This window comes from Paenibacillus hamazuiensis (assembly GCF_023276405.1).
Lineage (GTDB): Bacteria > Bacillota > Bacilli > Paenibacillales > NBRC-103111 > Paenibacillus_AF > Paenibacillus_AF hamazuiensis.
Genome location: NZ_JALRMO010000001.1, coordinates 5057228 through 5074867, shown reverse-complemented (window position 1 = coordinate 5074867; position 17640 = coordinate 5057228). Strand labels below are relative to the sequence as shown.

The 17640-nt window shown below is 55.1% G+C and carries 18 protein-coding genes and 1 pseudogene; 12 read left to right on the top strand and 7 right to left on the bottom strand.

Features of this window, described 5'->3' with window-relative positions; translation table 11 throughout:
- Positions 1 to 25 precede the first annotated feature (25 nt).
- The gene (locus tag MYS68_RS21910) at positions 26 to 943 is read right to left on the bottom strand and encodes a spermine/spermidine synthase domain-containing protein (protein ID WP_248927891.1); all 918 of its coding nucleotides are present in this window, start codon (positions 941 to 943) and stop codon (positions 26 to 28) included.
- 231 nt (positions 944 to 1174) lie between these two features.
- Here MYS68_RS21910 and mraY point away from each other — a divergent pair, with 231 nt between their 5' ends.
- The 7 genes from mraY (at position 1175) to MYS68_RS21875 (ending at position 7651) form a co-directional block, all read left to right on the top strand.
- Positions 1175 to 2125 carry a phospho-N-acetylmuramoyl-pentapeptide-transferase gene (gene mraY / locus MYS68_RS21905; RefSeq protein WP_248927890.1) on the top strand — a complete coding sequence of 317 codons (951 nt, stop codon included), beginning with the start codon at positions 1175 to 1177 and terminating at the stop codon, positions 2123 to 2125.
- A gap of 506 nt (positions 2126 to 2631) precedes the next feature.
- Positions 2632 to 2805 carry an EVE domain-containing protein gene (locus tag MYS68_RS21900; protein ID WP_338043597.1) on the top strand — a complete coding sequence of 58 codons (174 nt, stop codon included), beginning with the start codon at positions 2632 to 2634 and terminating at the stop codon, positions 2803 to 2805.
- Between the two features lie 168 nt (positions 2806 to 2973).
- Positions 2974 to 4548: a spore germination protein gene (locus MYS68_RS21895; RefSeq protein ID WP_248927889.1), complete on the top strand. Its 1575-nt coding sequence runs from the start codon at positions 2974 to 2976 to the stop codon at positions 4546 to 4548.
- Positions 4549 to 4550: 2 nt separating this feature from the next.
- A complete protein-coding gene (locus MYS68_RS21890; RefSeq protein ID WP_338043596.1) occupies positions 4551 to 5738 on the top strand; it encodes a Ger(x)C family spore germination protein in 1188 nt (395 codons plus the stop codon).
- A gap of 19 nt (positions 5739 to 5757) precedes the next feature.
- Positions 5758 to 5955: a hypothetical protein gene (locus tag MYS68_RS21885; protein WP_248927887.1), complete on the top strand. Its 198-nt coding sequence runs from the start codon at positions 5758 to 5760 to the stop codon at positions 5953 to 5955.
- A gap of 60 nt (positions 5956 to 6015) precedes the next feature.
- Positions 6016 to 7122: a GerAB/ArcD/ProY family transporter gene (locus MYS68_RS21880; RefSeq protein WP_248927886.1), complete on the top strand. Its 1107-nt coding sequence runs from the start codon at positions 6016 to 6018 to the stop codon at positions 7120 to 7122.
- Between the two features lie 103 nt (positions 7123 to 7225).
- The gene (locus MYS68_RS21875; protein WP_248927885.1) at positions 7226 to 7651 is read left to right on the top strand and encodes a VOC family protein; all 426 of its coding nucleotides are present in this window, start codon (positions 7226 to 7228) and stop codon (positions 7649 to 7651) included.
- 83 nt (positions 7652 to 7734) lie between these two features.
- On the opposite strand, the gene gerQ is transcribed toward MYS68_RS21875, so the two are convergent.
- Positions 7735 to 8208 (bottom strand): spore coat protein GerQ, encoded by a 474-nt coding sequence (gerQ, locus tag MYS68_RS21870; RefSeq protein WP_248927884.1) that lies wholly within the window; start codon positions 8206 to 8208, stop codon positions 7735 to 7737.
- A gap of 179 nt (positions 8209 to 8387) precedes the next feature.
- Between gerQ and MYS68_RS21865 the strand changes: the two genes are divergently transcribed.
- The gene (locus MYS68_RS21865; protein WP_248927883.1) at positions 8388 to 9371 is read left to right on the top strand and encodes an aldo/keto reductase; all 984 of its coding nucleotides are present in this window, start codon (positions 8388 to 8390) and stop codon (positions 9369 to 9371) included.
- A 256-nt stretch (positions 9372 to 9627) separates the two neighbouring features.
- Positions 9628 to 9888, top strand: a pseudogene (locus MYS68_RS21860) (Uma2 family endonuclease); the annotation flags it as partial.
- Positions 9889 to 9957: 69 nt separating this feature from the next.
- Here MYS68_RS21860 and urtE read toward each other — a convergent pair.
- The 5 genes from urtE to urtA form a co-directional block, all read right to left on the bottom strand.
- Positions 9958 to 10653, bottom strand: coding sequence for an urea ABC transporter ATP-binding subunit UrtE (gene urtE, locus MYS68_RS21855; protein WP_248927881.1), 696 nt, complete (start codon positions 10651 to 10653; stop codon positions 9958 to 9960).
- A complete protein-coding gene (gene urtD / locus MYS68_RS21850) occupies positions 10646 to 11431 on the bottom strand; it encodes an urea ABC transporter ATP-binding protein UrtD (RefSeq protein WP_248927880.1) in 786 nt (261 codons plus the stop codon). Before urtD ends, urtE begins: the two co-directional genes overlap by 8 nt.
- Positions 11432 to 11478: 47 nt before the next feature.
- Complete coding sequence (gene urtC / locus MYS68_RS21845; protein ID WP_248927879.1) at positions 11479 to 12567, bottom strand: urea ABC transporter permease subunit UrtC; 1089 nt, start codon at positions 12565 to 12567, stop codon at positions 11479 to 11481.
- A gap of 21 nt (positions 12568 to 12588) precedes the next feature.
- Positions 12589 to 13494: an urea ABC transporter permease subunit UrtB gene (gene urtB / locus MYS68_RS21840; protein WP_248927878.1), complete on the bottom strand. Its 906-nt coding sequence runs from the start codon at positions 13492 to 13494 to the stop codon at positions 12589 to 12591.
- Positions 13495 to 13582: 88 nt separating this feature from the next.
- Positions 13583 to 14860 carry an urea ABC transporter substrate-binding protein gene (gene urtA, locus MYS68_RS21835; protein ID WP_248927877.1) on the bottom strand — a complete coding sequence of 426 codons (1278 nt, stop codon included), beginning with the start codon at positions 14858 to 14860 and terminating at the stop codon, positions 13583 to 13585.
- Positions 14861 to 15135: 275 nt separating this feature from the next.
- On the opposite strand from urtA, the gene MYS68_RS21830 reads away from it, so the two are divergent.
- Genes MYS68_RS21830 through ureC form a run of 3 tightly spaced genes read left to right on the top strand, consistent with a single transcriptional unit; the run spans position 15136 to position 17632 of the window.
- Complete coding sequence (locus MYS68_RS21830; protein ID WP_248927876.1) at positions 15136 to 15441, top strand: urease subunit gamma; 306 nt, start codon at positions 15136 to 15138, stop codon at positions 15439 to 15441.
- A 14-nt stretch (positions 15442 to 15455) separates the two neighbouring features.
- Complete coding sequence (locus MYS68_RS21825) at positions 15456 to 15824, top strand: urease subunit beta (RefSeq protein WP_248927875.1); 369 nt, start codon at positions 15456 to 15458, stop codon at positions 15822 to 15824.
- Positions 15821 to 17632, top strand: a complete 1812-nt coding sequence (gene ureC / locus MYS68_RS21820) for an urease subunit alpha (protein WP_248927874.1) — start codon at positions 15821 to 15823, stop codon at positions 17630 to 17632. The genes MYS68_RS21825 and ureC overlap by 4 nt, the downstream gene beginning before the upstream one ends.
- The last annotated feature ends 8 nt before the right edge of the window (positions 17633 to 17640 follow it).

The following is a 17640-nucleotide window of genomic DNA, read 5'->3' as shown; positions in this document are numbered from 1 at the left end:
TTGCAAGCGGGAGCCCCATTCGTTGTCAGTGCCGTTCATGGATGTTGGCAAGTACGTGGTTCCGATCCGTCTGGATTTTCCACCTCCTCCATTTCCGCCGATACTTGCGGGGGATCGTAAATATTTTCTTCAGCTTTGCCGATTTCAGGAAGCGGGTCGGAACGCGCAGGCGGATGCGGCGGGGAGACAGCCGTCTTCTTGCAGCTACGACGAAACCCCAGTCCTCCCCGTATTTTTTCATGACATCGATATGATAAGGCAGCACATGGAATCCGGCTGCTTTGAGCGTCGCGACAATGCTCGAGTGGTACTCGGGCATGATCGACAGCGTGGAACAAGCGATAGTAACGGCGCCTCCGGGGGCGAGCCGCCTTTTCAGCAGCCTGTAAAATTCCTTGCTGAACAGGCGTCTGAGTCCCGGAGCATCATGGCTCGGTTCCGGGATGTCAATGATGATGGCGTCCCATTTCTTCCGGTTCTTCTCCACGTAAGCTCTTCCGTCCTTGATGACGGTGCGCACTTTCCGATTGTTCAAAGCCCCTTTGTTAAATTTGACGAGAGGCTTCAGTTTCTTGCCGAGCTTCATCATAACGGAGTCGATGTCTACGACCGTGATCTCCTTGACTTTGCGATACCTAAGCACTTCCCGTGTCGTAATGCCTCCTCCGCCGCCGATCATCAGGATGCGCCGCCGTTTCTTGGCAACGGCCATCGGGATATGGACCATCGCTTCGGCCCAAATGTTGTCATCCTCCGTCGTGCCGAACATCACATAGCCGTCCCCGTAAATCAATACCTTACCATTTTTCAGCTTAACGACCGCAATTTTTTGATAGGGGGTTTTGATCCGGCGCAGGATGCGGTAGCTTTCATCCGGCTCGTCATCATAGGAGATATAATCGCGAAGCGACGATATTGTTGCTTTTACGGCTTTGTTGACCATGTAGCTCCTCCTCTTTTTTTCCATTCGACCCATTGCCCGAGAACCTTTTATTATAAATGTCACGATTCCCGATCATGCTACGGGCGGATGCCGAGGATTCACGAAAATAGCTCATTCGCCCAGGTTTGTTCGCTAAAATAGGAAAAAACGTTTTCCAAAATTTCACTATATTTCGATCCCGTTTCGGATAAAGTTGAACTGTGAGGACAAGAAGAATCGGAGGGATTCGGATTGACGTCTGCATTAGGAGTTGCCGCTATTACTTTTTTTATCGTTGTCTGCTGTTGTCCCGTGCTCATCCGGGGGCTGCGTACGTTAAAGCTGACCCAACCGATCCGAAGCGAGCTGCCGGCGGATCATCAGGCCAAACGCGGCACTCCTTTAATGGCGGGCATCATCCTGCTGGCCGGAGCTCTGGCTCCCCTGATGTCCCACCGTGGCGGTTTTGCTTTACTTCTAAGCGCGATGTTTGCTCTTTTCAGTTTGGTGGGATTTCTGGACGATTATAAAAAAGCCGCATTCCAGGATCCGTCCGGAATATCGGGCAGGACGAAGCTGATCTTGCAATTTGTCGTAACGGGCATCCTTTTGCTAGTGCTGTACAGGTACCTCCCCTTTAATCCGGGCATTTATTTTCACAGTGAGATGCAGCTGTCCCTGCATCCCGGCGTATACATAGTTCTCGCGATGCTGTTCATCGTCGGCTCGGCGAATGCGATCAATTTCACGGACGGTCTGGACGGGCTGCTGATTGTGGTCGCCATCCCGACGTATTTTTTCTTTTTCGCGGTATCGGACCGGCTTGAGGTGCAGCTGTTTTGCCTGACGATGATTGGCGGCTTGTTGGGACTGCTGCTGTACAACATATATCCGGCCCGGGCTTTTATGGGGGATACCGGATCGCTCGCCATCGGAGGGTCGCTGTCGTTTCTGGCCGTTATCGAGAAGGTGGAAATACTGATTCCGCTTTTGTTTTTTGTATATTTTGCGGAACAGCTATCCGTTATCCTGCAGGTATGGTATTACAAGAAAACGAAAGTCCGCATTTTCAAAATGACGCCGATCCATTACCACTTTAGCTTAAAATACGGCTGGAGCGAAAATAAAATCGTGCTGATCTTCGGACTCGTTTCGTGGTGCTGCTCTGTCGCCAGTTGGTTGCTGTGGAAATTTGTGTTGTAGAACGATGGCAGCGTAAGAATCGAAGTGCCCCGGGAATAGTAACCACTTCCCTGGGGCACTTGGTCTAAACGAGAACGCTTTTTACAGAAAATATTAATTTCTATACGTTTTGGGATGCGGCATAACGGTTTTGGTGTTACCGGGTATTTGCGAGCGGCGGTTGGAGAACTTTTTGCCCAGTTTGATGAAAGGAATCTCAATAAAATAATATCCAAGCGTTGCCAAAACGAGAGTCCCGACACAAACCATTAAGATTAAATAAACAATCGGAAGTGTATCATAGAACAGATTAACCACAGTCAGAATCACAAGAAAATGGTATAAATAAAAACTATAAGAGATCTTACCTAAGAAATGAATGGGCTTCAAATGTAAGAAAGCGCTGAATAATCCGGATGAGAACGATAATACGATGAATATGGGAGAGCCTATTACGTTGGAAAGGCTGTTCAATACCCAAATATGCAGTATGGACACATTCGGCAGAATTTACGGCGATCGGCCAAGTGGAGGACGATCTTGTTTACGAATACGAAATGTCGCCCGGGTTTGTGCCGTTTCGGCGGAATATTCGCTATATACCGTGCCGGGAGACGCCGATTCGCGATTTAATGGACAAGCTGTCGTTTACCCGAAACAACAGGCATTGGGGTTATTTGTTCCGGTCCGGGCATTTTTAGATTCCAACCTTGCAAAAAATGCGATACCGAACTCGAGATCGTAGGAGGCCGGATTGTCACGTTACGATGACACTCCGGCTTTCTTGCGTTGCGGCGGCGACGCTTTTTGCATAGAAAGAGGGGATTTATGGAATCCTACGGAGAAAATGCCTACCCGAGGTGTGCGCGATGTTTTTTCTTCAATGGCTGAAAAAAGGACGCCGCCGTGCTCTCCTGCGCAGCGCGCCGGGCCAGGCTCCCGAAGCGATGCCGGGCGATACGCTGGGCGAGAGGCTGAGCTGGCTGCGCGGCAAATTGAAGCACTGCTCGGACATTGCCTTTCACGAGATGAGCCTGCCGGGGGACGTCCCCTGCGCTTTTGTTTATATCATCAACATGATCGATCAAAAGCTGCTGCAGGAGCAGGTCATCACCCCTTTGCTGTCTTTGGCGGACGGACTTACGGCGGGCGAGCTGGCGCATCAAGTCAGCGTTTTGAAGCGGCTGCCCGTTTCTTATGTGGAAACGGCGAGTAATGCCGGCCAAGCCCTTGATGCCCTCTTTGAAGGTACGGTGCTGCTTTTGATCGGCGACCATACGCCTTTTATCCAGTTTCCGCTGCGGAAAGTGGAGAAGATGTCGATCCAGCCGGCGCAGGATGAAAATGTGATCCGCGGCCCGAAGGAAGCGTTCGTCGAGGACATCAACACGAACCTGACGATGATTCGGCGTCGGATCAAACACCCGGCTTTCAAGACCGAGCAATATCAGATGGGAAAATACTCGAAAACGACGGTGATCATCTGTTATATCGAGGGGATTTGCACGCAGGAGCTGCTGAATGAGGTCAAGCAGCGGATGAGCCGGATCGACGTCGACAGCGTGCTCGGCAGCAGCTACATCGAGGAGTTTATCGAAGACAATCCGTTTTCCCCGTTTCCGCAGCTGCAGTACACGGAGCGGCCGGATACGGCGGCGGCATCGCTGCTCGAAGGCCGGGTCGCCATTCTGGTGGACGGCACGCCGATGCTCATCCTGCTTCCGGTTACTTTATACATGCTGCTGCAGTCGGCCGAGGATTATTACCAGCGGTTTGTCGCGTCAACCTGGATCCGCTGGATCCGCTTCATGTTTTTGCTGATCTCGTTCCTGCTTCCTTCGACTTATATCGCGGTCACGACTTTTCATCCGGAGATGCTGCCTCACAACCTGCTGCTCACCGTGGCGGCGGCCCGGGAAAGCGTGCCGTTTCCCGCCATCGTCGAAGCATTTATTATGGAAATCACGTTCGAAGCGCTGCGGGAAGCGGGTCTTCGCATTCCGAAGCCGATCGGACAAACGGTATCGATCATCGGGGCTCTGGTCATCGGGCAATCGGCGGTACAGGCAGGCATCGTATCCGCCCCTATGGTCATTGTTGTTTCCATTACCGGCGTAGCTTCGTTTATTATCCCGCATTTCGATCTGGGTCTGACCTTCCGTCTGCTGCGTTTTCCGGTCATGATTCTTGCTGCGAGCTTCGGTTTGTACGGCATCATTGTCGCCATTATTTTGATTTACATCCATCTGGTCACACTGCGTTCGTTCGGCACGCCGTATTTGACGCCGACGGCCCCTATTCATTTCAGCGATTGGAAGGACGTGCTGATTCGAGCCCCCTTCTGGATGTTGAAAAAAAGGCCGATTTTGTACGGTACGTCGCATGGGCAGCGTTTGACATACCGGAAAAGGCCGCAAATCCCGCAAGAGGACGATGGTGACTGAATATGACGTTATCAAGGCGAATGCGGCTGAGGCTGCTTTGGCCCGCATCCTGCCTCCTGCTTTTAACGGGGTGCTGGTCGAGGGTGGAAATCAACGACAGAGCTTTTGTGACCGCCATCTATTTGGATCGCTCGGAAGAGGGGGAATATGAAGTGTCCCTCGGGTTTCCGCTGGTCAACCGGATGCAGACCGGCGGTGGTCTCAGCCAGGCGGCGGAAAGCCAAGGGAACCCGTTTACGATCGTTACCAAGAAGGCGGAAAGCATTCCGATCGCCGTCCGCAAAATCCGCTCGGATCTGACCCGGGAAATCTCGTTTGGCCATTGCAATGTCATCGTTGTAGGCAAAAAGATGGCCGAATCCGGCATCAATCCGATTTTGGAATTCGCCATGCGCCAGCCGGATTTTCACACTAACGCATATTTGATGGTGGCTTCCGGCAAAGCGAAGGATGTCAGTTATTTGACGACCGTGTTTGAGAGGCTTCCATCGGAAATCATTCGCGAATTCGCCAAAAGGAGAGTTACGCTGGATACGAACGTGAAGGATTTTCTCGAAGCGTCCGCGCTCAACGGGGGCATGCTCGCCCCAATGCTGGTCATCGGCAAGACGAAAATGCTGAGCGAGCAGGGAAAGCTCAGCACTTGGGTGGGGACGGACGGAGCGGCGTTATTTAAAGACGGAAAAATGATCGGGACCTTCGACGTCAAAGAAATGAGAGCAGGGTTATGGGTCGGAGGCAAAATGAAAAACTCGATGATTTCCATCAAGTCCCCTACGGACGGCAAAATCGTCAGCTTTGTTATTTTGTACTCGAAGTCCAAGATCAGGCCTGTAGTCACGGCGGACCAGGTTCGGTTCGACATTAGCATTGAAGCGGAGGATGACATCATATCGTCCGTATCGGATATTGACATAAACGATCCTTCGCAAATCGCCAAATTGCAGGAGATTCTCTCTAAGGAACTGAAGGGAAGAATAGAGACCGCCATTAAGAAAAGCCAGTCCATGAAGGCGGACGTGTTCGGATTCGCGCGTTATTTGGACTGGCACTACCCTAAGGTATGGTACAAATACGGCGCCGACTGGGGAGAAGTGTATTCGCGCTGCGAGATAAACGTGGACGCCCGCGTCGCCATAAAACGAACGGGTACGGAAAGAAATACGATCATTCGCTATCAGAAGGATTAAAGCGAGGAGATTACTGCCGATGATTGTCTTTACTCTTATATTCGGGGGTTTGGCGGTATTTGAATGGAATTTTCTCCAATATAACAGGCGGAAGAAACGAACGATCCGAATCGTTTACTTCTGGCTTGGGGTTGCTTACATGTATGTGATGGCCGTGTATGCGATGAAAAATTTCCCCAGCCCGAATCGGCTGATTATGTGGATTTTCGGCTCATAAGGGCCTGGTGTGCGAAACGGATTTTACCGAAACGGGAAGCTTTCAGGAGGTGGCGGTTCCATGCAGCGGATCACACAGCTTCAGCTTGTTTTGATGGTTATCCTGTTTCACTTCTCGACGGCGACGGGGTTTATGATATCGCCCCTTGCCTCCATGGGATCTTACCAAGGCTGGGTTGTGCTTCTCGTGGCCGCCGTCGGCGGGCTGCTCGTCACCGGCATCTCCGTGTTTTTGGCGCGGCAGAAACCGAACGAATTTATCGCCCATTACGGCAAACAGCTGATAGGGCGCTTTCCGCACGTTGCGATCATGATCGCCGTCGTTTTTTATTTCGTTCATGTCGCTGCGCTGGTGCTCAGGCAGATCACCGACTTTCTTGTGCAGGTGTATTTGCCGACGACTCCGCAATGGGTCGTTGCCGGTTTGTTCGGACTTACCGTTTCGATTGCCGTCAGGTCGGGCATCGAAGCGATTTTCCGCTGCGCCAGCGGCTTCTTTTTCGTCATTATGTGTACATCTTCACTCGCTCCTTTTGCGGTCGGCCAGGAGTTGGAGTTTGATCGGGCGATTGCGTTTATTACTCATATGGACCCGGTAAAATTATGGAGCGCCTCTTATCCGTTCGTCCCCTGGTTCGGGGAAATGTTTCTGATCCTGTTCATCTTCCCTTATATAGCGGAGCCGGAAAAAACATTCCGTTCGTTATTTTGGTCGACGATGGCCGGCGTGGGCTTCATCGGGCTGAACTATATCATGTGCATCCTGATGTTTGGTCCGCATATGACGGAAAACTTGACTTATCCCGTGCTGGAGATGATCCGGTTTATGCGCATTGGCGACTTTTTGCAAAATTTGGACCCGTTTCTGGTCGCCATCTGGATGGCCAGCGTGTTCGTGAAGACGAGCCTGCTGCTTTATACCCCTGTGCTGATCGTGTCGCAGCTGTTCGGGCTGAAGGATGCGCGGCCGCTGTCTTTTTCCTTCGGCGCCATCATGCTCGGGTTTGCCATTTCCATGGCCAAAAACTACGTCGATCTGCAGTATTTTATTTTATATACTTGGCCTACTTTTGCTCTCGTCATGGAAAGCTCGCCGCTTATTTATCTGGCTGCGGCTTTCATTCGGAAGCGCAAATTTTTACCGGCCGGCATGTTTACGAAATCTTAAAAATTGCAAACGTATGTTCGTTTGTATATAATTGAATTGAATAATGGACAATACTGAAATGCAATTGAAAGTATAAAATAATCGAACAAGGAGATGGTTAGTGATGGCATTGCGGTTAGTACCTTACTTAATGATGAACGGAGATGCGGCTGAGGCGATCCGCTTTTATGAGCAGGCTTTCGGTGCCGAGGTGCTTTTTAAACAAACATTCGGCGAAATGCCGGAAAACCCCGAATTTCCGCTGCCCGCAGAAGCCAAGGGGCTTATATCCCACGCCATGTTAAAGGTCGGCGAAACCGATCTTATGTTTTCGGACAAGTTCCCGGGTCAGCCGCATCAAACCGGAGACCAGGTCACGATCTGCATCTCGTCGGATGACAAGGAGAAATCCAAGCGTATTTTTGAAGCTTTGCAGCAAGGCGGTCAAGTGAAAATGCCGCTGCAGGAAACGTTTTTCAGCCCGTCTTATGGAATCGTAACGGATAAGTTCGGCGTCACCTTCCAAATTTACACAGAAGACCAGAAGTAATTGATGAGCCCAAACATGCAAAACGGCAGCCCGGAACGCAAGTTGTTCCGGACTGCCGTTTGCTTTGGTTTGCAGGCTTCCGATCAACGGCCCGGAGAAATCCCGCCGCCGCCGCCGAACGGATAAGTGTAGTTCAGCTCTTCGTCAAACGTGACGTAGTCGAGGTTGACCATAAGCAGCAGAAAACGCATGCCGGTGGCCGGATCGCTGATGATGATATGGTCGCGCCCGGCCGCTTCGATGCGGCCTCGGAACACTTTGGCGTTCCATTCGCGGTTGTTTTCGTACGTCATGTAGAATGTGCCGACCTTGCCCACGTTCAGGCGCAAAATGTTCTCGATAAACGACTGCTCCATAGGAAGCTGGCCGGGAACGTTCACTCCGGTGACCGTTGCCGGGGACACTCCGGTCGCGCCCGGGATAAAAGAGCCGCTTGGGCCGACCGGCGGCAGCGAAACCCCGGTTTGCGGCTGAAGGGGAGCGCCCGGAGCGTATGACGGAAAACCGAAAGGGGACATGTTGCCGATCGTTCCTGCCTTGTAAGGATTGTTCATCATGATAGTGATTCCTCCTAAAAATTATTGCCCTTCGTCGTAGGCTGAAGCCTATGGGCGTTTCACTTAATACCCATAGTATGGAAAACGCCCAAAATTGGTGACTGTCTTTCGGATTGAATTATTTGCTACAATGATAAAGTCAGGTAACGATGTGTAAAACGAAAATGGAGGTTATGTCCATGAACTATCGCAGATTGGGAAACACCGATCTACAGGTCAGCGAAATCAGCTTCGGTACGTGGGCGATCGGCGGATCGTGGGGCAAAGTAAACGACGCGGAATCGCTTCGTGCGCTGCAGCAAGCTATGGAGAAGGGCGTTAACTTCTTCGATACGGCCGATGTGTACGGGGATGGCCACAGCGAACAGCTTTTGGCCCAGGCGACCAAGGGGAAGGAAGACGAAATTTACATAGCGACAAAGTTTTGTCGCGCAGGGGACATCCATCATCCGGACACTTATTCGGAGCAGCAGGTCCGCGCTTATTGCGAAGCCAGCCTGAAGCGGCTGAACCGGGAACGGATCGACCTGTACCAGATCCATTGCCCTCCTCCGGCGATATTGAAGGACGGACGTATATTTGAAGTGCTGGATAAGCTGCAGCAGGAAGGGAAAATCCGTTATTACGGGGTCAGCGTGGAGTCGGTGGAGGAAGGTTTGGTTTGCCTGGAGCAGCCGAATGTGAAAGCGCTTCAGGTGATATTGAACATATTCCGGCAAAAGCCGCTCGAACAGCTGCTGCCCGAAGCGAAAGCGAAAGGGGTCGGCATTTTGGCCCGCCTGCCTTTGGCGAGCGGCCTGCTGACCGGCAAATTCAGCGCGCAAACCTCGTTTGAGCCGGAGGATCACCGCAGCTTCAACCGGAACGGGGAAAGCTTCAACGTCGGCGAGACGTTCGCCGGGCTCGAGTTCGAGCGGGGCGTCGCCTTAAGCCGCGGGCTGCAGTGGATCGCGGAGGGACGCGGCAATATGACGCGGGCCGCGCTGCGCTGGCTGCTGGACTTGCCGGAAGTGACCTGCGTCATTCCGGGCTTCAAAAACGTCGCTCAGGTGGAGGACAACCTGGCCGCGCAGGACGTTCCTTCATTCTCGCCGGAAGAGCGGCGCCGACTGGAGGAGTTTTACCGCTCCGAGGTGCACCCGCATATCCGCGGCGCGTATTGAGGCAAGGATCCGTTCGACCCCAAGCAGCAAAAGGACTCTTCACTGGTCTATGACCTTTGACAGAGTCTTTTTTTATGCCGATTTCCGGAATGCCATTCCCTCAGGAAGTTTTCAGATGCCATTCAGAAAGAACTCAGGTGGATCGGGTAAAGAGAAAGGTAGAGCTTACCGCAGAGGAGTTTTTTGATATGGCAGAGGCAATGAAAAAAACGGTAAATCTCATACTTCTGTTTTTTGCAGGGGCGTTGAAGGTTCGCCGGACCTAATCGTAAAAATAGTGTCCGCGGGGAGCGCAAGAGTGGACAAAGTAGAGAAATTCCAGCTTTACGAAAAGCACGGGGTACTTGAATACTGGCTTGTGTACCCCAAGTTTGAGTCCGTTGAGCAATGGGTGCTGAAGAATGGGGTTTATCATCTTGAAGGCGCTCATATAGGGAAGGGAACGTTGACTTCAGAAAATATACCTTGCATATCCATAGATGTTTCCGGCATTTTTAAAGGATTGGACAAATCATAGAAAAGCCCACCCGGTTTCACATCGTAGGAGACGCGGGTGGGGTTGCCAGGCAAAAATGGACCGCATAAGCTACACGACCAAATGCCGCTTCACCTGCTCCTCCGTCAAGTTGGCGGGGCTGCCCTCAGCTACGACGGCGCCTTTATCGAGCACGCAGTAATAGTCGGCGATGCGCGTGGCGAACGTCAGGCTTTGCTCGACAAGCAAAATCGCCATTTCCCTGGAAGCTTTGAGCGTTTCGATCACCCGCTCGATCTCCATGACGACGGAAGGCTGGATACCTTCCATCGGCTCGTCGAGCAGCAGCAGCTTCGGCCCGGCGGCAAGCGCGCGGGCGATCGCGAGCTGCTGCTGCTGGCCGCCGCTCAGGTCACCGCCTTTGCGCTGCAGCATGTCCCGCAGCGCCGGGAACAGGGCGAGCGCCGCTTCCGGCAGCTTGCTGCCGCGGCCGGCGGCTGCCTCGAGGCCAAGCAGCAGGTTTTCCTCCACCGTCAGCTGCGGGAAAATATCCCGGCCCTGAGGCACGTAGCCGATGCCCGAACGGGCGCGTTTCTCCGGCGAAGCGCCCGTGAGATCGCGCCCCGCAAAGCGGACGCTTCCGCTGCGGGCCCGCAGCAGCCCCATGATGCCGCGCATCAGCGTCGTTTTGCCGACGCCGTTTCGGCCCATCAGGCAGACGACCTGTCCGGCCCGCACCTCCAGGCTGACGTCCCGCAAAACGGCGCTTTCGCCGTATCCGACCTCCAGGCGGTCGATGCTAAGCATGCCGTTCACCCCGCCTTCCAAGGTACACCTCCGCGACTTTATCATCCTGCTGAATGTCCTGCATCGTCCCTTCGCAAAGGACGCTGCCTTCGTGCATGACCGTTACGGTTTTGGCGTATTTGCGGACGAATTCCATATCGTGCTCGACGACGACGACCGTCTGCCGGTCGCTGATTTTGTGCAGCAGCTCGCCGGTTTTCTCCGTTTCGCTGTCCGTCATGCCGGCGGCGGGTTCGTCGAGCAGCAGCAGCTCCGGCTCCTGCATAAGCAGCATGCCGATTTCGAGCCACTGCTTCTGTCCGTGGGAAAGCGCTCCGGCTTTCTCCTTCGCTTTTTGCTCCAGCCCGATCAGCTGCAAATAATGGACCATCCGGTCGCGCTGCTCGGCCGTAATTTTCGTCGTAAGCGAGCTGAGCAGTCCGCGCTTCTGCTTCATCGAGAGCAGCACATTTTCCAGCACGGTCAGCGTCATGAAAATCGACGGAGCCTGAAACTTGCGGCCGATGCCGAGCTGGGCGATTTGATGCTCCTGATGGCGGGCGAGATCGATCTGGCCTTTGAACGTAAGTTTGCCTTTGGCCGGCTTCACTTTGCCGCAAATGCAGTCGAGCAGCGTCGTTTTGCCGGCACCGTTCGGGCCGATGAGGAAGCGCAGCTCCCCGCGGGTCAAGGAAAAATCGAGCCCTCTTATCGCCTTGAAGCCGTCAAAATCGACCTCCAAACCTTCGGCCCGTAAAATATCCGGGTACGCTTCTTTTCTCGGTGAAGTTACTATCATCGGGATCAGCCTCCTGAAAGTTTTACATAGTCATCTGTCGGAGCGGCTTACGCGGAAGGTCCGCCGCCGAGCGAAGCCTCCTGCGGCGGGGCGGACACTTCCCGCTTCGGTGCGCGCGGCATGATTTTGGCCCAGCCTTCCTGCAGCGTCCCGATAATTCCTTTCGGCAAAAAGAGCACGACGACGATAAACATCGCGCCGAGGAAAATCGGCCACCATTCGGGGGAGGCCTCGCTGAACGCCGTTTTTGCGGCATTCGTGACGATGGCTCCGACGACGCCGCCGAGCAGGGTGGCGCGGCCGCCGACAGCGACCCACAAAACCATTTCAATCGACGGGACGATGCCCATTTGCGCAGGTGAAACGATGCCTTCCTGCAGCACGAACAAAATGCCGGCAAGTCCCGCCAGTCCTGCGGATACGCAGTAGGCGAACACTTTGTACGCCACCGGGTTGAAGCCGATGAAGCGGACCCGGTTTTCCGCGTCGCGCACGGCAATCAAAATTTTGCCGAACCGGGTAGCCGTAAGCCGCATGCAAAGCAGCACGACGATGGCGAGCACGCCCAGCGTGACGTAGTAAAGCGCAAGCTTCGTCCCCGGCTCCGCCAGCGGAAAGCCGAGGAACGTATCGAAATTCGTCAAGCCGTTTGTTCCTCCCGTGTATCCTTGCTGTCCGACGAACAGCGTCACCGCAATGATGACGAGCGCCTGCGACAGGATGGAGAAAAACGAGCCGCGGATGCGGCTTTTGAACGTCAAATACCCGAGCGCGAAGGCGACGGCCGCAGGCACGAGCACAGCAAGCAGCAGGGCGGCTCCCGCATGCTGAAAAGGAACCCAGAATGCGGGCAGCTTCTCCACGCCGCTCCACGACATGAAATCGGGCAGCTCGCCTCGCGAGGCGATGAGCTTCAGATGCATCGCCATACAGTATGCGCCGAGACCGAAATAAACGCCGTGGCCGAGGCTGAGAATGCCGGTGTAACCCCAAATCAGATCCAAGCCGACCGCCAGGATGGCATAAGCCAAAAACTTGCCGAGCAAGGCCAGCCGGAACTCCGACAAAACGAGCGGCGCCGCCAGCATCAGCGCGAAGAGGACGAGGGTTGCCGCGATTTTAAACTTGGCGCTCATAAGCTAAGCTCACCTCCGGGTCTAATCGAGCGTGCGCGACCGGACTGTGACAAGACCGGAAGGCTTCCACTGCAAAAAGGCGATGATCAGCGTAAACACGATCACCTTGCCGATCGTGGCGCTGGTGCCGTATTCCAGCGCGGTGCCGAGCACGCCGATGCCGAGCGCGCCGGCGACCGTGCCGACCAGCTTGCCGATGCCGCCGAGCACGACGACCATAAACGCGTCGACGATGTAGTAGGTGCCGATCGTCGGCCCGATCGGCCCGAGCAGCGTCAGCGCGCAGCCGGCGATGCCGGCGAGCCCCGAGCCGAAGGCGAAGCTGACCGCGTCGACGCGCCGCGTGGAAATGCCGAGGCAGGCGGCCATGCCGCGGTTTTGCATGACGGCGCGCATGCGGCGACCGCCGGCGGAGCGGTACAGAAACGCATAGATGATGGCGATGCAGACGATGACGAGCGCGATGATGAACAGCCGTTTGTACGGCAGCGTCAAATCGGCGCCGAGCTGCAGTCCGCCTTCGAGCCAGGCCGGCGCTTTGACGGCGACGTTCGGCGCGCCGAACGTTTGCCGCGCCAACTGCTGCAGCACGAGGCTGACGCCCCAGGTCGCGAGCAGGCTGTCGAGCGGCCGGCCGTACAGGAAGCGGATCAGCGTGACCTCGAGCAGCAGGCCGACGGCAAACGCAGCGGCAAACGCGACGGCGAGCGAGGCGGGAAAATACCAGCCGAAAGCGGCCGGGGGCAGCATATTATGAAAAAGCTGCTGGATCGTATACGCCATATAGGCGCCGATCATGATGAACTCGCCGTGAGCCATATTGATCACGTTCATCAGTCCGAATGTGATGGCCAGGCCGAGCGCAACCAGCAGCAGGATGGAGCCGAGGCTGACGCCGTTAAACAATTGGAGCAGCAAAATCCCCATGTGCTTCCCTCCAAAAGATGGATAACGGAAAGGCCGGAGACCGCGCCGTCCGGCGGGGCAGGCTCCGACCGCTTCCGTAAATCGCGTGTTATTTTTTGGTGACCTCGGCTCCCCAAGGATATGTGGTCAGGAACGGGTCCGGCTTCACCGGCTGCCCGGAATTCCATACCTCCTTGAATTGGCCGTCCGCCTGGACCTGCCCGATGCGGACCGTTTTGTATACGTGCTGGTTGTCTCCGTCGATTTTGACTTTGCCGCCCGGTGCGCTGTACTCGAGCCCTTTGGCCGCCGCCTTCACCTTATCCACATCGGTGCTGCCGGCTTTTTTGACCGCTTCGGCCCAAAGATAAACCCCGAAATAACCGGCTTCGATCGGATCGTCGGTGACGCGGTCCTTGCCGTATTTTGTCTTGTAAGCATCCACGAATTTTTTGTTTTCCGGCGTATCGGTCGTCTGGTAGTAGTTCCAGGCTGCATAATGGCCTTCGAGAACGGAAGCTCCGATGCCGCGGATTTCTTCTTCGGCAATGGACACGGAGAGCGTCGTCAAATCATTCGGGCCGATTCCGGCATCCTTCAGCTGCTTGAAAAAAGCTACGTTGCTGTCGCCGTTCAGCGTATTGAAGACGACGTCCGGTTTTTCTTTCTTGATTTTGCTGATGATCGTGTTGTAGTCGGTGTGTCCGAGTGGGGTGTATTCTTCGGCGATCAGGGTGCCGCCTTCGGCCTTGAGCTGCTCTTTGATGATTTTGTTCGCGGTGCGGGGAAATACGTAGTCCGAGCCAAGGAGGAAAAATTTTTTGCCTTTGTTCTGCAGCAGCCAGGTGACGGCCGGTACGATCTGCTGGTTCGTCGTCGCGCCGGTGTAGAAAATATTCGGCGACGCTTCAAGTCCCTCATACTGGACCGGATAGAAGAACAATCCCTTGTTCTGCTCGACGACCGGCAGCACAGCCTTGCGGCTTGCCGACGTCCATCCTCCGAAGATGACGGCAACTTTGTCCTTTTGCAGCAGCTTCTTCGTTTTCTCGGCGAAAGTCGGCCAGTCCGATGCGCCGTCCTCGATGATCGGCTTTAATTTTTTACCGAGGACTCCCCCTGCCTGGTTAATCTCGTCGATGGCCATCATTTCGGCGTCTTTCACGGAAACCTCGCTGATGGACATCGTGCCGGTGAGTGAATGGACGATGCCCACGGGAATTTCTCCCCCTGCAGATGAGTTTGTGTTCGCCTCCGTCTTGGCTTCCGTCTTTGTCCCGGATGTCGATGCGGTGGGCTTCGTTTCCGCGGTGCAAGCGGCGAGCGCCGTGCCGAGCACCATAAATGCCGCCACAAACAGGGTTAAGCTTTTACGGTTTGATCTCATTCCATCCACTCCCGTATGAAAGTTCATTACACCAACCATCATATTTTAGTGTGATATCTATGTCAATATATATAACATTAATTCAGGCGGATATTCAAAAAATTAGAATTTTTTAAGGCGGTTTTTTCCTTTTCGATCCATTTTTATTGCGGATTTCAAAAAATATTCTTGTTTTGTGTCATATAATATAACATATGTTATTTACACGGTCTTTTTTGGCTAATATAATGAGAAACATCAAGGATGAATATTCGTTTTTTTACGAGGTGATCTCCATGAATTTGACGGAACGGGAAAAAGAAAAGCTGCTCATTACGGTGGCGGCCGATTTGGCCCGCCGAAGACTGCAGCGCGGCGTCAAGTTGAATTATCCGGAAAGCATCGCTCTGATCACTTCCGAAATTATGGAGGGCGCCCGCGACGGGCTGTCGGTCGCCGAGCTGATGCGGCTCGGGACAACCGTTCTCAAAGCCGGGCAGGTGATGGAAGGCGTCCCCGAAATGATTCACGAGGTGCAGGTGGAGGCGACGTTCCCGGACGGAACGAAGCTGGTGACGGTTCATCAGCCGATTGGGTATTGAAGGAGGGAAAACCTATGGTGCCGGGCGAGTATCGGTTAAAAAGCGATGCGATCGACCTCAATGCTGGCCGCAGTACGGTGGAGCTCGTCGTCGTCAATATGGGAGACCGGCCAGTACAGGTAGGCTCGCATTATCATTTTTTTGAAGTCAACCGGGGGCTCCGGTTTCCCCGCACTCTTGCCTTCGGCATGAGGCTGAACATTCCGGCAGGTACGGCCGTTCGTTTCGAACCCGGGGAAGAGAAGCGGGTTCAGCTCGTCGAGCTTGGCGGTGCCCGGCTGTCCTACGGGCTGAACGGACTTACGCAAGGTCCGGCTTCGGTCGGCGCTTTGCCTGAGGAAGTGGAAGCGCGCTTTAAAGCATGGGAGGGAAAACAGCCTTGAAACGTATGGATCGACGATCATATGCTCTGATGTTCGGACCGACGGCCGGGGATGCCGTCAGGCTGGCGGATACGGAGCTGTGGGCCTGCATCGAGCGGGATTATACGGTGTACGGGGACGAATGCAAGTTCGGCGGGGGCAAAGTCATCCGCGACGGAATGGGGCAATCCGGCCGCCATACGAGGGATGAAGGCGTGCTTGATACGCTCATTACAAATGCGGTGATCATCGATCATTGGGGCATCGTCAAAGCGGACATCGGCATCAAGGACGGCCTTATTGTCGGCATAGGCAAAGCCGGCAACCCGGATATCATGGACGGGGTCGATCCGAACATGATCGTCGGGGCGTCGACCGAAGTGATTGCCGGTGAAGGCAAAATCGTCACAGCCGGCGGCATCGATACGCACATTCATTTTATATGCCCGCAGCAGATCGAGACGGCGCTTTCATCCGGCGTGACGACGATGATCGGCGGCGGCACGGGGCCTGCCGCAGGCACGAGCGCCACGACGTGCACCCCCGGCGCATGGCACATGCACCGGATGCTGGAGGCGGCGGAAGCGTTTCCGATGAACCTTGGATTCACCGGGAAGGGTAACGCCGCTTTTACAGAGCCGCTCGCCGAGCAGGTCGAAGCCGGCGCGATCGGGCTTAAGCTGCACGAGGATTGGGGGACGACCCCGGCGGCGATCGATGCGTGCCTGCGCGTCGCCGACAAGTACGACGTGCAGGTGGCGATTCATACGGACACGCTCAACGAGGCAGGCTTTGTGGAGGATACGCTGGCAGCGATAGGAGGACGCACCATTCACACGTACCATACCGAGGGGGCGGGAGGAGGACATGCGCCGGACATCATCCGTGCGGCGGCGGAGCTGAACGTGCTGCCGTCTTCGACGAATCCGACCCGGCCCTACACGGTAAATACGGTGGAGGAGCATCTTGACATGCTGATGGTATGCCACCACCTGGACAGCCGCATCCCCGAGGACGTGGCGTTTGCGGATTCGCGCATCCGCCCCGAAACGATCGCCGCTGAAGACATCCTGCACGACATGGGTGTCTTCAGCATGATCAGCTCCGATTCGCAGGCCATGGGCCGCGTCGGGGAAGTGATTATCCGCACGTGGCAGACGGCGGATAAAATGAAGCGGCAGCGCGGCTGGCTCGCCCCGCCTGCCGCAGGCACCGCGGCAGGCGCGGTGCGCGCCGCTGCGGGGTCGGGCGCATCGGCAGGAACCGCTGCGCCCGGCGGCATCCCCGGCTCCGCCGATGCGGAGCGGGACGGCGACAATTACCGCATCAAGCGGTATGTCGCGAAGTATACGATCAACCCGGCCATCACCCACGGGATCTCGCATCTTGTCGGCTCCGTGGAGGTTGGCAAGCTCGCCGATCTGGTCGTCTGGAGCCCGATGTTTTTCGGCGTCAAGCCGGATATGGTGCTCAAAGGCGGCATGATCGCCTTCGCGCAGATGGGCGATCCGAACGCTTCGATCCCGACGCCGCAGCCGGTGTTCGGCCGGCCGATGTTCGGTGCGTTCGGCAAGGCGCTGAACCATTCGATCACCTTCGTGTCGCAAGCCGCCTACGAACGTAAGGTTCACGAGAAGCTCGGTCTGCAAAAACGGATCGAGCCGGTCAAAGGCTGCCGCACCGTCACGAAAAAAGATATGATCCATAACGACCGGACGCCGGCCATCGAAGTGAACCCGGAAACGTACGAGGTCAAGGTGGACGGCGCCGCTGTTACATGCGAGCCCGCGGATGTGCTGCCGATGGCTCAAAGGTACTTTTTATTTTGAGCCCTAAG